General features: G+C 70.3%; 13 protein-coding genes. 6 read left to right on the forward strand and 7 right to left on the reverse strand.

Translation table 11 applies throughout. The annotated features are described in order from the left end of the window. Positions 1-4: 4 nt before the first annotated feature. The 4 genes from AB0I66_RS20315 to AB0I66_RS20330 are packed head-to-tail and all read left to right on the forward strand — an operon-like array spanning position 5 to position 2,823. The gene (locus AB0I66_RS20315) at positions 5-538 is read left to right on the forward strand and encodes a roadblock/LC7 domain-containing protein (protein ID WP_363209244.1); all 534 of its coding nucleotides are present in this window, start codon (positions 5-7) and stop codon (positions 536-538) included. Then, entirely contained in the window at positions 535-939 is a 405-nt protein-coding gene (locus AB0I66_RS20320; protein WP_363209245.1) for a DUF742 domain-containing protein, read from the forward strand. Before AB0I66_RS20315 ends, AB0I66_RS20320 begins: the two co-directional genes overlap by 4 nt. Beyond that, positions 920-1,549 (forward strand): ATP/GTP-binding protein, encoded by a 630-nt coding sequence (locus tag AB0I66_RS20325; protein ID WP_363209246.1) that lies wholly within the window; start codon positions 920-922, stop codon positions 1,547-1,549. The genes AB0I66_RS20320 and AB0I66_RS20325 overlap by 20 nt, the downstream gene beginning before the upstream one ends. A gap of 41 nt (positions 1,550-1,590) precedes the next feature. Further along, positions 1,591-2,823, forward strand: coding sequence for a styrene monooxygenase/indole monooxygenase family protein (locus tag AB0I66_RS20330; RefSeq protein WP_363209247.1), 1,233 nt, complete (start codon positions 1,591-1,593; stop codon positions 2,821-2,823). On the opposite strand, the gene AB0I66_RS20335 is transcribed toward AB0I66_RS20330, so the two are convergent. The 4 genes from AB0I66_RS20335 to AB0I66_RS20350 form a co-directional block, all read right to left on the reverse strand. Continuing rightward, the gene (locus AB0I66_RS20335) at positions 2,820-3,998 is read right to left on the reverse strand and encodes an NlpC/P60 family protein (protein WP_363209248.1); all 1,179 of its coding nucleotides are present in this window, start codon (positions 3,996-3,998) and stop codon (positions 2,820-2,822) included. The two genes, AB0I66_RS20330 and AB0I66_RS20335, sit on opposite strands and share 4 nt — an antisense overlap. 161 nt (positions 3,999-4,159) lie before the next feature. Continuing rightward, entirely contained in the window at positions 4,160-4,444 is a 285-nt protein-coding gene (locus AB0I66_RS20340; protein ID WP_363209249.1) for a hypothetical protein, read from the reverse strand. Positions 4,445-4,477: 33 nt separating this feature from the next. Further along, on the reverse strand, positions 4,478-5,206 hold the full coding sequence (locus AB0I66_RS20345) for a TetR/AcrR family transcriptional regulator (protein ID WP_363209250.1): 729 nt from the start codon (positions 5,204-5,206) through the stop codon (positions 4,478-4,480). An 83-nt stretch (positions 5,207-5,289) separates the two neighbouring features. Then, positions 5,290-6,228 (reverse strand): diiron oxygenase, encoded by a 939-nt coding sequence (locus tag AB0I66_RS20350; RefSeq protein ID WP_363209251.1) that lies wholly within the window; start codon positions 6,226-6,228, stop codon positions 5,290-5,292. Between the two features lie 207 nt (positions 6,229-6,435). Here AB0I66_RS20350 and AB0I66_RS20355 point away from each other — a divergent pair, with 207 nt between their 5' ends. Then, a complete protein-coding gene (locus AB0I66_RS20355) occupies positions 6,436-7,542 on the forward strand; it encodes a ferritin-like domain-containing protein (protein WP_363209252.1) in 1,107 nt (368 codons plus the stop codon). A 37-nt stretch (positions 7,543-7,579) separates the two neighbouring features. Further along, positions 7,580-8,485, forward strand: coding sequence for an ADP-ribosylglycohydrolase family protein (locus tag AB0I66_RS20360; protein ID WP_363209253.1), 906 nt, complete (start codon positions 7,580-7,582; stop codon positions 8,483-8,485). Positions 8,486-8,544: 59 nt separating this feature from the next. On the opposite strand, the gene AB0I66_RS20365 is transcribed toward AB0I66_RS20360, so the two are convergent. The 3 genes from AB0I66_RS20365 to AB0I66_RS20375 form a co-directional block, all read right to left on the reverse strand. After that, a complete protein-coding gene (locus tag AB0I66_RS20365) occupies positions 8,545-10,005 on the reverse strand; it encodes a penicillin-binding transpeptidase domain-containing protein (RefSeq protein WP_363209254.1) in 1,461 nt (486 codons plus the stop codon). Further along, positions 10,002-11,366 carry an FtsW/RodA/SpoVE family cell cycle protein gene (locus AB0I66_RS20370; RefSeq protein WP_363209255.1) on the reverse strand — a complete coding sequence of 455 codons (1,365 nt, stop codon included), beginning with the start codon at positions 11,364-11,366 and terminating at the stop codon, positions 10,002-10,004. Before AB0I66_RS20370 ends, AB0I66_RS20365 begins: the two co-directional genes overlap by 4 nt. A gap of 63 nt (positions 11,367-11,429) precedes the next feature. Then, positions 11,430-11,792 (reverse strand): SH3 domain-containing protein, encoded by a 363-nt coding sequence (locus tag AB0I66_RS20375; protein WP_363209256.1) that lies wholly within the window; start codon positions 11,790-11,792, stop codon positions 11,430-11,432. Positions 11,793-11,852: the final 60 nt, after the last annotated feature.

Below are 11,852 nucleotides of genomic sequence, written 5' to 3' on the forward strand. Positions count from 1 at the left end.
GCCCATGCGCTCGCCCAGTTCTTCCACCGGCAGCAAGTCCACCGGCAGCTCCACCGCCGGCGGCAGGTCCGCCGGATTCGGACTGAGCAGCGAAGCCCGCAACCTGCACTGGCTGCTGACGAATCTCGTGGAGGAGGTGCCGGGGCTGCTCTCGGTCGCCGTGGTCTCCTCCGACGGCCTGCTGCTGCTCTCGTCCGACCCCGCCCGGAACAACGAGCAGGCGGTGGACAACAGTTCGGGGCCCAAGGGCTCCAGCGCCGACCTCGCCACCATCGTGTCCGGCCTCGGCTCCCTCTGCATCGGCGCCGGCAAGCTGATGGACGCGGGAGCCGTCAAGCAGACCGTCGTCGCGATGGAGGAGGGCAGCCTCTTCGTCATGTCGATCAGCGACGGCTCGCTGCTCGGCGTGCACGCCACCCCGGACTGCGACATGAGCGTCGTCGCGTACCACATGGCGCTCTTCGTCGGCCGCGCCGGGCATGTCCTCACCCCCGAACTCCGCAGTGAGCTGCGCCAGTCGATGGAGAGCGTCCGATGAGCAGTAGGCCCGGCAAGCTGCCCCAGCGGGGCGGCGACCGCAAACCCGCCCGAGTACGCCCGTACTCGCTCACCGGCGGACGCACCCGCTTCGGCCACGTCCTGCTCGTCGAGACGTTCGTGGCCGCCCTCGAAGCCCCCGAGGAGCGCCGTGAGCTGCCGCAGGGCAACGCCATCGCACGGGTCATGCCGGAAATGCGGGCCATCGTCGAGATCTGCCGCCGCATGCGTACGGTCGCGGAGATCGCCGCGCTGTTGAAGATGCCGCTCGGCGTGGTCCGCGTCCTGCTCAGCGACCTCGCAGACCAGGGAAAGATCCGCGTGTACGGAACGGGCCATGGCCCGGGACAGCCGGACCGCGCACTGCTGGAAAGGGTGCTCAGTGGGCTCCGCCGTCTCTGACCTGCGTATCCCGGGCCCCGACCCGGACGAGAACCTGCAAGCCTGGCAGACGGACCGGACCCGGGCCCCGATCGCGACGAAGATCGTGGTCGCGGGCGGGTTCGGCGTCGGCAAGACGACGCTGGTCACCGCCGTCTCCGAGATCACGCCCCTCCAGACGGAGGCGCTGATGACGCAGGCGAGCGAGGACACGGACGACCTCACGTCGACCCCGGACAAGACCACGACCACGGTCGCCATGGACTTCGGCCGGATCACGCTCGACGACGACCTCGTGCTGTACCTCTTCGGTACGCCGGGGCAGCAGCGCTTCTGGTTCATGTGGGACGACCTGGTGCGCGGCGCGATCGGCGCCGTCGTCCTCGCCGACACCCGCAGGCTGCCCGACTGCTTCCCGGCGCTCGACTACTTCGAGAGCTGCGGTCTGCCGTACATCGTCGCCGTCAACCACTTCGACGGAACCGAGGAGTTCGAGCCCGCGGACGTCCGTGAGGCGCTGACGATCCCGGCACACATACCGGTGCTCATCATGGACGCGAGGCAGCGGATCTCGGTGATCGAGTCCCTGCTCTCGCTGGTCGGCCACGCCCTCGCAGCAACCCCCGAATAGCTTTAACCTTAAGCTTTTCAGCACGTAGGAGAAGACGCCGCATGCGGAAGATACTCGTCGTCGGAGCCGGTCAGGCCGGTCTCCAGATCGCTCTCGGACTCCAGTCACAGGGGTACGAGGTCACCCTGATGTCCAACCGCACGGCGGACGAGGTCCGGTCCGGGCGTGTGATGTCCACGCAGTGCATGTTCCACACGGCGCTGCAGCACGAGCGCGACCTCCAGCTGAACTTCTGGGAGTCGCAGGCGCCGAAGATCGAGGGCCTCGGCGTCTCGGTCGCGGGCCCCGACTCCTCCCGCGTCATCGACTGGGTCGGCAAGCTGGACGGCTTCGCCCAGTCCGTCGACCAGCGCGTGAAGATGGCGGGCTGGATGGAGACGTTCGCGCAGCGGGGCGGCCAGCTGGTCATCCACGGCGCGGCGGTCTCCGACCTCGACTACTTCTCCCGCACGTACGACCTGGTGCTCGTCTCCGCGGGCAAGGGCGAGCTCGTCTCGATGTTCGAGCGCGACGCCTCGCGCTCCCCGTACGACACCCCGCAGCGCGCCCTGGCCGTGGCCTACGTCCACGGGATGGGCCCGCGGCCCGAGCACCCCGAGTTCGACGCGGTGCGGTGCAACCTCGTGCCGGGCGTCGGCGAACTCTTCGTCATGCCGACCCTCACCACGTCAGGGCGCGCGGACATCCTGTTCTGGGAGGGCGTCCCGGGCGGCCCGCTGGACGTCTTCCAGGGCGTCAAGGACCCCTCGGAGCACCTCGCGCTGACCCTCGAACTCCTCGAGAAGTACACGCCGTGGGAGTACGCGCGGGCGACCAAGGTCGAGCTGACGGACGCGGGCGGCACGCTGTCCGGCCGTTACGCCCCGACGGTGCGCAAGCCGATCGGCCGGCTGCCCGGCGGCGGCGCCGTCCTCGGCGTCGCGGACGTGGTCGTCGCGAACGACCCGATCACCGGGCAGGGCTCCAACTCGGCGTCCAAGTGCGCGGCCGCGTACCTCTCCTCGATCGTCGAGCACGGCGACAAGCCGTTCGACGAGGAGTGGATGCAGTCCACGTTCGACCGCTACTGGGAGACGGCCCAGCACGTCACCAAGTGGACGAACGCGATGCTCTCGCCCCCGCCGGAGCACGTCCTGAACCTGATCGGCGCCGCAGGCCAACTCCAGCCGGCAGCAGACCGCTTCGCCAACGGCTTCAACGACCCGTCGGACTTCGAGAACTTCTTCTACGAGCCGGAGAAGACGGGCGCGTACCTGACGGGGCTCACGGGCTAGTCCTTCCCCGGCGCGTCGGACCGCCCGTACCCCGCGTCCCCGCCCTTGCGTGCCCCGCGCGGCAGCTTAGGCGGGACGTAGTTCTTCATCGGCTTGGCCGAGGGGTCCGGGCGTACCGCGCCGAGGAGTGGGTTCGAGGCGATGGGGGAGACCTTTACCCGGCTTCCGGGGCGCGGGGCCTGGATGACCATGCCGTCGCCCAGGTAGAGGGCCACGTGCGTGGCCTTGGGGAAGTAGACGATCAGGTCGCCTGGGCGCAGTTTCCGGAGGGAGACGCGGCGTAGCTGGGCCCACTGTTCCTGTGACGTGCGGGGGATGTCCTTGCCCGCCTTCGCCCATGCCTGCGAGGTGAGGCCCGAGCAGTCGAAGGACTTGGGTCCCTCCGCGCCCCACTTGTACGGCTTCCCGATCTGTTTCACGGCGTAGTCGAGCGCTGTGTCGCCCTTCCGGGAAGGCGCGCGGGTCGGTGCGGAACCAGGGGACCCCGGTGACCCCGCGGTCCCGCTCAGCGATCCCGAGTCCAGGAACTTCCGCTGCGCCGCCGCCATCCCCTCCTCCTCGGCCCGCGCGAGATCCGCCAGTTGCTCCGTGCTCAGTGAGGCGAGGAGTTCCTCGACCTCCTTCAGTTGGCCCTTGACCGTGTCCCGTGCCTCCTTCTGGCGGGCGGCGAGGGAGAGTTGGGTCTCCAGGGCGCTCTTCGCCGTGGCCGCGAGCTCGGATGCCTTCTTCTCGCCGCCGACCAGGCGGTCCACCGTCGCGGCGCGCTCCGCCGCCGCTCGCCCGATGACATGTCCCTGGTCGAGGGCCCGCTGCGGGTCGCGGGCGAGGAGGAGGCGTACGTAGGGGGAGATCTCCGTCGTGCCCTGGTACTGCTGGCGGGCGAAGCGGCCCGCCGCGCCCCGGCTGTCGTGGACCGAGGCGCGGGCCCGGCTCAGGCGCTTGTTGAGGCGGGTGACCGCGGCGCGCTGTTCCTTCAGCTTCTCCGCGGTCGCGTTGTACGTCTCCGTCGACTCCTCGGCCTTCCGGTACAGCTCCTGGAGGTCCTTCAGGAGCTCGGCCACCGGGCGCTCGGTGGTGTCCTCCGGCTGTGGAACGGCGTACGCCGGGGAGGCGGGCGTCAGCAGGGCGCCGACCACCACACCCGTACCGACCCATCGCAGCAGCCTGCCTGACATGCCATCACCTCCGGCGCGCGGCGGCGGCTCCGCCCCGCACCGCGAGCATCAGCGGCCCCGGCGCGGCCCGCCTCCGGAAGGTGCGCGGGTTGGCGCAATGCGGTCACTCGTCCAGGTCCCGACGGCGCGCCACCCTTGCGGAGGCCGCGCTCAAGCCGCGCTCAGGCCGCCCCGCCCGGCTTAGGCTTCGACCACGGCCACTTCAGGCCGGGCCCGGCCTTGTCGCCCTCCGGGTCGTACGCGTACGTCCAGCCCTGGTGCAGGCCGAGCCGCTTGCCCCCGGCCTTGGCCACCCGGCGGTACACGAGGACGGTCGCCGGGCCGCCGGCCTCGTCCGGCACCGGGACCCGGTACACCTTCGGGGGGTGGCCGGTGGGGCCGAGCAGGATGGGCAGTACGCGGCCGTCCAGGGGGCCACCCACGAAAGGGGTGTCTTCGCTCTTCACCCGGTCAGTGTCACAGCAGACGCCCGCCGCGCGTCACAGCAGGTGCGCCGCGTCGCTCACCACGGGCAGGACGCGCCGGGCGAGCGAGCCCGCGGGGCCGTCGGCGCTCTCCATGGCCAGCGCGGCCCGTACCGCCTCCGCGGTCTGGGGGTCGCGGCCGGCCGAGGCCACGAGAACCGCCATGAACTGCTCGACGAGCCAGTCCCGCAGCTCGTCCAGCGGCGGCTGCTTCTCCTCGTCCAGCCAGATCAGGGACGCCGCCTCGACGGAGGTGATCCACATCCGCACCGTCATCCGCAGCCGCGGGCCCGTGGCGCCGACGACCTCCAGGTGGGCGAGGATGTGCTCGGCGGCCGTCCTGCGCACCTCGTCCACTATGGCGGTGGTCCGCGACGTCTCCACGACGCTGCCGCCCTGGAGCAGCGCGCTGAACCCGGCGTCGTGCTGGTCCACGAAGGCGAGGTAGCGGTCGAGCGCGTTCGCCAGGCGCTGGGTGAGCGGGCCCTCCGGCGGCTCGGCGAAGCACTGCTCCAGCTCGTCGGCGGCGGAGCGCAGCGCGGCCTCGTACAACTGCTGCTTGCCGCCCGGGAAGTAGCGGTAGACGAGCGGCCGGGAGACTCCGGCCGCCTCGGCGACGTCGTCGAGGGAGACCTCGTCGGGTGCGCGCACCGCGAAGAGGGACAGGGCGGCCTCCTTGAGCTGCCGCTGCCGCTCTTCGACACTGAGGCGCCGGTACGCGCGGGTGGGAGCAGGCGAGGTCATGCCTCGCAGCGTATCCGCCCTTTCGAACAAGCGCCCCGGAACCCTGCGTACCCTCTTCGCTGCGCCAGAAGTCAGGCCGGGCGTCAGGCCAGCAGTCCCGAGCTCTTCCACAGCCGCCGCCCGGCCCCTCGCAGCACCCCGATGTCGTCCAGGAAGTCCGTCAGGCGCTTGGCTCCCGTCTGCATGATCTCTCGGCGGTGCGCGCTCGCCTTGACCTGGGCCATGGCCTCGCGCTTGTCCAGGCCGACGTTCGTGTAGACGTCGGGGTTGATGAAGGCGATGGAGAAGACGCGGGCGAACTCACCCGAGGTGAGCCGGGTGAACTCCTGGGACCAGCGCGGTGCCGTCACCATCTGGCGGCGCAGCTCCTCACGGGCGTACCGCACATGGCGCGCCTCCTCGACGACGTGAATCCGCGTGACGCCGCGCACCAGGGTCTGCACGCGCTCGTCGGGGAACGTCAGGCGCTGCATCCAGTCCAGGATCTCCTCGCCGAGCAGCGTCGCCGTGAACGAACCGGGCGTCGTGGAGATGGTCTTGAAGAGCCGGCCCAGGTTCCGGTGCACGGCGCTGACCGGGTAGTACGGGGTGTCCCCGCGGGTGATCAGGCGCGCGAACATCTTCGAGTGCCGGCACTCGTCCTCGATCTCGGTCAGCGCGTACCGCACATGCGCGCTCGTGGCCGGCTTGTCGTAGATGTGCCGTACGAGCAGCTGCATCAGGATCAGCTCGAACCAGATGCCGAGCGAGGCGAGCGCGGCGGCCTCGTGCTGGGAGAGCGCGATGCGCTGTTCCTCGCTCATCCGCCGCCACATCGGCGTGCCGTACAGGGAAAGGAGCTCCGGGGGCCAGAACCACTTGCCCTCCTCGAAGGGCGCCTCCCAGTCCAGCTCCTTGTCCGGGTCGAAGGAGTGCTTGGCGGAGGAGTCGAGGAGCCGCTCGGCCACCTGCTCCCGGTCCTTGAGCGCCCCGAGCGCGTCCCGCAGCCCTTCGATCGCCGCGTCCTCCGTGGTGGTCGTCATGACTCTGCCCCTGCCTCGTCGTCAGAGTTACCGGCGGTCACGAATTATGAGACTGCTTGTCAGCAAGGGCGTCAATCCCTTGTGTGCGACTTGTTGACCCGACGTCTACGAACGTGTGAGCCTTCCAACTACCAACCGGTACAGAGCAGTCGAAAGCAGCACGGGGGGACTACGGAGAGAACGAGGCCACTTACCTAGGAGCCGTCAGTGTCCACGCATGAGCTCTACACGCACGCCCCGGACGGAAACATCTGGCAGATACCGGCGAACGGCGCGGCCCGCTTCAGCTGGGAGTACGACGAAGGCCGTGCCAGGCTGCTCGCCCTCTACCAGAAGGGCAAGGACAAGCAGTGGGACGGCGCCAAGCGCATCGCCTGGGATCTGGAGGTCGACCCGTACGACCCCCTGGGCACCCCCGACGAGTCCATGTCGCTCTACGGCACCCGTCACTGGGACAAGATGAACGACCGCGACAAGGGCGAACTGCGCAAGCACTACGCCTCCTGGCAGTTCAGCCAGTTCCTGCACGGCGAGCAGGGCGCGATGGTGTGCGCGGCGCGCATCGTGGAGTCCGTGCCCGACCTGGACGCGAAGTTCTACTCCGCGACCCAGACCATGGACGAGGCGCGGCACGCGGAGGTCTACGGCCGCTTCCTGCACGACAAGATCGGGATGCTCTACCCGATCAACGACAACCTCCAGTCCCTGCTCGGCGACACTCTGCGCGATTCCCGCTGGGACATGCCCTACCTCGGCATGCAGGTCCTCATCGAGGGGTTGGCCCTCGCCGCCTTCGGCATGATCCGCGACACGACGGACAAGCCGCTGCCCAAGCAGATCCTCGCCTACGTCATGCAGGACGAGGCCCGGCACGTGGCCTTCGGCCGCATGGCGCTGCGGGACTACTACAAGCAGCTCTCCGACGCGGAACTGCGCGAGCGCGAGGAATTCGTCATCGAGGGCTGCTACTTGATGCGTGACCGGCTGCGCGGCGTCGAGGTCCTGGAGAACTTCGGCATCCCGAAGGCGGAGGCCGAGGAGGCCAGCGAGAACTCCGAGTTCCTCGCCCTCTTCCGGCAGTTGCTCTTCAGCCGCATCGTGCCGTGCGTCAAGGACATCGGCCTGTGGGGCAAGCGCCTCCAGGAGGCGTACGTCGACATGGGCGTCTTCGAGATGGGCAACGCCAACCTCGACCAGCTGATGGCCGAGGACGAGGAGATCGCCGAGAAGCTGGACGCGGAACGGTTCGCGGCGGAGGAGGGCGAACGGGTCGCGGAGGTCGAGGACATGATCGCCGCCGGCGACGGAAAATAAGGTCACGGCGCGTCGTCCCGCACGGCAGCATGGCCCCATGACTTCCGTGACCTCCACATCGGCCGACCGCGCCGCCGCCCGCCGGAGCCTCGAAGGGCTCGCCCTCGGCGACGCCTTCGGCGAGCGGTGGTTCCCGCTCTTGCGTGAGCCGCGCATCGCGTACACCCAGATCCGCGCGCGCCAGATGCCCGAGGAGCCGCACTGGCACTGGACCGACGACACCGCGATGGCGCTCGGCGTGCAGCGGGTGCTCGACGAGCACGGGGAGATCCGCCGGACGGAGCTCGCCGGGGCGTTCGCGCTGCTGTACGACGCCGATTCGGGGCGCGGATACGGCAGCGGCATGCACGAGCTGCTGCCCCGGCTCGTCGAGGAGCCGCAGCGCTGGCAGGAACTGGCGCGCGAACTCTTCGACGGACAGGGCAGCCTCGGCAACGGAGCCGCGATGCGGGTCGCGCCGCTGGGCGCGTGGTTCTCGGGTGACCTCGAACTCGTGGCCGCGCAGGCCGAGTTGTCGGCCCAGGTCACGCACGCGCACCCCGAGGGCATCGCGGGCGCGGTGGCCGTGGCCGTGGCGGCCGCGCTCTCCGCACGCGAGGAGCTGACCCTGGCCGCGGTCGCGGAGCGCACCCCGGCAGGAGAGGTCCGCGAGGGCGTGCTGCGCGCGGCCGCCCTGTCCTTCGACACCGAGCCGTGGAAGGCGGCGGACGAGCTCGGGAACGGCTGGCGCATCCGGGCCACGGACACCGTTCCGTTCGCCCTGTGGTCGGCCGCGCGGCACCACGACGACCTGGTCGGGGCGCTGTGGACCACTGCGGAGGGGCTCGGCGACGTGGACACCACGTGTGCGATCACCGGCGGAGTGGTCGGCGCGCGCACGGGAGTCGACGCGGTCCCGGAGGCCTGGCTGCGACGGAGGGAAGCGCTGCCGGGCGCCAAATGACACCAGGCGTCCGTGCCGGGCGCCCGCGCCCGGCATCCGCCTCGGGCGCGGGCCTCCGCTCAGGAACCCGCCAGCACCGCCTCCATCACCGCCTTCGCGACCGGCGCCGCGCTGCCGCCCCCGCTGATGTCCCCCCGGTCCGCCGCCGCGTCCTCCACCACCACCGCCACCGCGACCGACGGCTGGGCGTCGCCGGAGTTCTGCGCCCAGGAGATGAACCAGGCGTACGGCGTGCCGGTGTTGTCGATGCCGTGCTGGGCCGTCCCCGTCTTGCCGCCGACCGTCGCGCCGGGGATCGCCGCGTTGCCGCCGGTGCCCTCCTCGACGACGTCGGTCATCATCTCCCGCAGCTGCATGGCCGTGGCCGGGTTCATGGCCTGGTGGAGGGAGCCGGTGCCGGTGTTGCGCACCACGTCGCCGTCGTCGGTCGTGGTCTCGTCCACCAGATGAGGGGACTGGACCTGGCCGCCGTTGGCCACCGCCGCCGAGACCATCGCCATCTGCAGGGGCGTCGCCCGTGTGTCGAACTGGCCGATCGAGGAGAGCGCGAGCTGCGCCTTGTCCATCGTCGTGTCGAAGTTGCTCGCTGACACCGACGAGGGGATCTCCAGGCCGCTGTCGTTGAAGCCGAAGTTCTTCGCCGTGTCCAGCATGTCGCCGAGGCCGGTGTCCACGCCCAGCTTGGCGAAGACCGTGTTGCAGGACCACTCGAAGGCGTAGCGCAGAGGCGCGTTCTTGCAGCCCTCGACCTCGTTCGTCAGCTGCGTGCTCGTGCCGGGCAGCGTGTACGGGGTGGGCGACTTGGTGGCGGCGTCCAGGTCCGTGACCGTGCCGGAGTCAAGGGCGGCCGCCGCCGTCACCACCTTGAACGTCGACCCCGGCGGGTACGTCTGGCGGATCGCCCGGTTCAGCATCGGCTTGTCCGCGCTGCCGTTCAGCGACGCCCAGGACCTGGCCACCGCCTTGCTGGTGCCGGAGAGCCGTTCGGGGTCGTACGAGGGGGTGCTGACCAGGGCGAGGATCTTCCCGGTCGAGGGCTCGATGGCGGCGACCGCGCCCTTCTTGCCGCCGAGCCCCGCGTACGCGGCCTGCTGCGCCGCGGCCCTGATGGTGGTCCGCACCATGCCGCCGGGGTTCTGCGCACGGCTGACGTCGTTCCACAGGGGCAGCGGGGCGAGCATCGGGTCGGTGCCGGAGAGGATGTCGTCCTCGGCGTTCTCCAGGAGGGTGGTGCCGTAGACCTGCGAGGCGTACCCGGTCACCGGCGCGTACAACGGGCCGTTCTTGTACGTCCGTTCGTAGCGGAGCTGCTCCCCGGTGTCCTTGGAGCCGGTGACCGCGCGCCCGTCGACCATGATGTCGCCGCGCGGCTGGCCGAAGCGTGCGATGGCCTGGCGGCGGTTGGCGGGGTTCTCGTCGAAGTGCTCGGACTGGACGACCTGGACACGGGTGGCGTTCACGAGCAGGGCGATCAGGAGCAGCGCGCAGAACGCGGCGGCATGCCGGATGTACCTCGTCACACGTCCTCCCGCGGGGGACCCACCGGCTGGCTCCGTGCCGAGTCGCTGACCCGGATGAGCAGCGCCACGATGATCCAGTTGGTGACGACCGACGACCCGCCCTGCGCGAGGAACGGCATCGCCATGCCGGTCAGCGGGATCAGCCCGCTCACCCCGCCCGCGATCACGAACACCTGGAGCGCGACGATCGAGGCGAGCCCGACCGCGAGCAGCCGCCCGAAGGCGTCCCGCAGCGCGAGCCCCGCCCGGTAGCCGCGCTCCACCAGGAGCGCGTACAGCAGGAAGATCGCGGCGAGCCCGGCGAGGCCGAGTTCCTCGCCCGCCGTCGCCAGGATGAAGTCGGACTTGGCGGCGAAGCCGATGAGGATGGAGTGGCCGAGCCCGAGGCCGGTCCCGAGCATGCCGCCGGCCGCGAACGCGAAGAGGGACTGCGCCAGTTGGTTGGGCCCCTCGCCCGCGTCGATGGAGGCGAAGGGGTGCAGCCAGTCCTCGACCCGGCTGTGCACGTGGGGTTCGAGCGAGCCGACCGTGTATGCCCCGACCGCGGCGAGCACCAGGCCGACCGCGATCCAGCCGGTGCGCCCGGTCGCCACGTACAGGAGGATCACGAAGAGGCCGAAGAAGAGCAGCGAGGTACCGAGATCGCGCTCCAGGACGAGGACGCCGACGCTGAGCAGCCAGATCGCGACGATCGGCCCGAGCACACGGCCGGTCGGCAGCTGGAGCTTCGTCAGCTTCCAGACCGTACGGCCGGTGTAGGCGAGCGCGTTGCGGTTGGCGGCGAGATAGCTGGCGAAGAAGATCGCGAGCAGGATCTTCGCGAACTCGCCGGGCTGGATGGAGAATCCGCCGACCCGGATCCAGATGCGGGCGCCGTTCACGGCCGGGAAGAAGATCGGCACGATCATCAGGACAAGGGCGGCGACGACACAGATGTACGCGTACCGCTGGAGCACCCGGTGGTCGCGCAGGAAGAACACGACGGCGATGAAGAGCGCCACGCCGACGGTGGACCAGACGAGTTGCGTGGGCGCCGCCTCGTCACCGGGGGTCTCCAGGTCGAGCCGGTAGATCAGGACGAGCCCCAGGCCGTTGAGGAGCACGGCGATCGGCAGGAGCAGCGGATCGGCGTAGGGCGCGCGGAAGCGGACCGCGAGATGCGCCAGGAGCGCGAGCACGCCGAGCCCGGCGCCGTAACCGGCGGCGCCGGGCGGGACGGTGCCGTTCTTGGCGAGGCCGACGTCGCAGTAGCCGTAGACCGAGAGAAGGACGGCCACGACGATCAGTGCGACTTCGGTGCCACGGCGCCGGGGCACACGAACAGCGGGTACGGAGGGAGGCGCCGTCGCTGTTCCGGTCATGCCCGGAACGTAGCAAGCGATAGGCGTCAATGTCCGCTTATGTCACCGTGTGCTTGTGGTGCGTCAGCACCAGCGCGGGGCAGGCCCGATGTTGGCGATGTAGTGCGCGGCACCCCAGGCCCAGGTCCCGTTGGTGAGCAGGTACCAGCGGTTGTTGCCGGAAACGTGGTCACCGGTCGTCTTGCAGTAGATGTTGACGACCTTGCCGTACGGCACGCTCCGGATCACCTTGGCGCCCCGGTGCGGGGAGGTGCGAAGCAGCAGACCGGACTTGGCGATGACGCGGCCCTTGTAGGTGCGCGGGTGGCCGCCTGCGCCGGTGTCGTCGGCCGCGACTGCGGGGCCGGTGAGGGTGCAGGCGGCGAGCGCGCCGCCGACGAGAAGTATGCCGAGCCGGGTGCCGGTTGCGGTGGACCGAAGGGACATGGGGTCTCCTCTGGAAAGCGCGGATGCGATACGGCCCGCGGGTCCCTGGAGCGTCGAGCC

This window comes from Streptomyces sp. NPDC050439, from assembly GCF_040655335.1.
In the GTDB taxonomy this organism is placed as follows: Bacteria; Actinomycetota; Actinomycetes; order Streptomycetales; family Streptomycetaceae; genus Streptomyces.

What these genes read in the sequence shown, in the direction of transcription:
- AB0I66_RS20350 (WP_363209251.1), bottom strand. Translation starts at nt 6,228, where the DNA reads ATGACGACCACCACGGAGGACGCGGCGATCGAAGGGCTGCGGGACGCG.
- AB0I66_RS20370 (WP_363209255.1), bottom strand. Translation starts at nt 11,366, where the DNA reads ATGACCGGAACAGCGACGGCGCCTCCCTCCGTACCCGCTGTTCGTGTG.
- AB0I66_RS20335 (WP_363209248.1), bottom strand. Translation starts at nt 3,998, where the DNA reads ATGTCAGGCAGGCTGCTGCGATGGGTCGGTACGGGTGTGGTGGTCGGC.
- AB0I66_RS20320 (WP_363209245.1), top strand. Translation starts at nt 535, where the DNA reads ATGAGCAGTAGGCCCGGCAAGCTGCCCCAGCGGGGCGGCGACCGCAAA.
- AB0I66_RS20330 (WP_363209247.1), top strand. Translation starts at nt 1,591, where the DNA reads ATGCGGAAGATACTCGTCGTCGGAGCCGGTCAGGCCGGTCTCCAGATC.
- AB0I66_RS20345 (WP_363209250.1), bottom strand. Translation starts at nt 5,206, where the DNA reads ATGACCTCGCCTGCTCCCACCCGCGCGTACCGGCGCCTCAGTGTCGAA.
- AB0I66_RS20375 (WP_363209256.1), bottom strand. Translation starts at nt 11,792, where the DNA reads ATGTCCCTTCGGTCCACCGCAACCGGCACCCGGCTCGGCATACTTCTC.
- AB0I66_RS20315 (WP_363209244.1), top strand. Translation starts at nt 5, where the DNA reads ATGCGCTCGCCCAGTTCTTCCACCGGCAGCAAGTCCACCGGCAGCTCC.
- AB0I66_RS20360 (WP_363209253.1), top strand. Translation starts at nt 7,580, where the DNA reads ATGACTTCCGTGACCTCCACATCGGCCGACCGCGCCGCCGCCCGCCGG.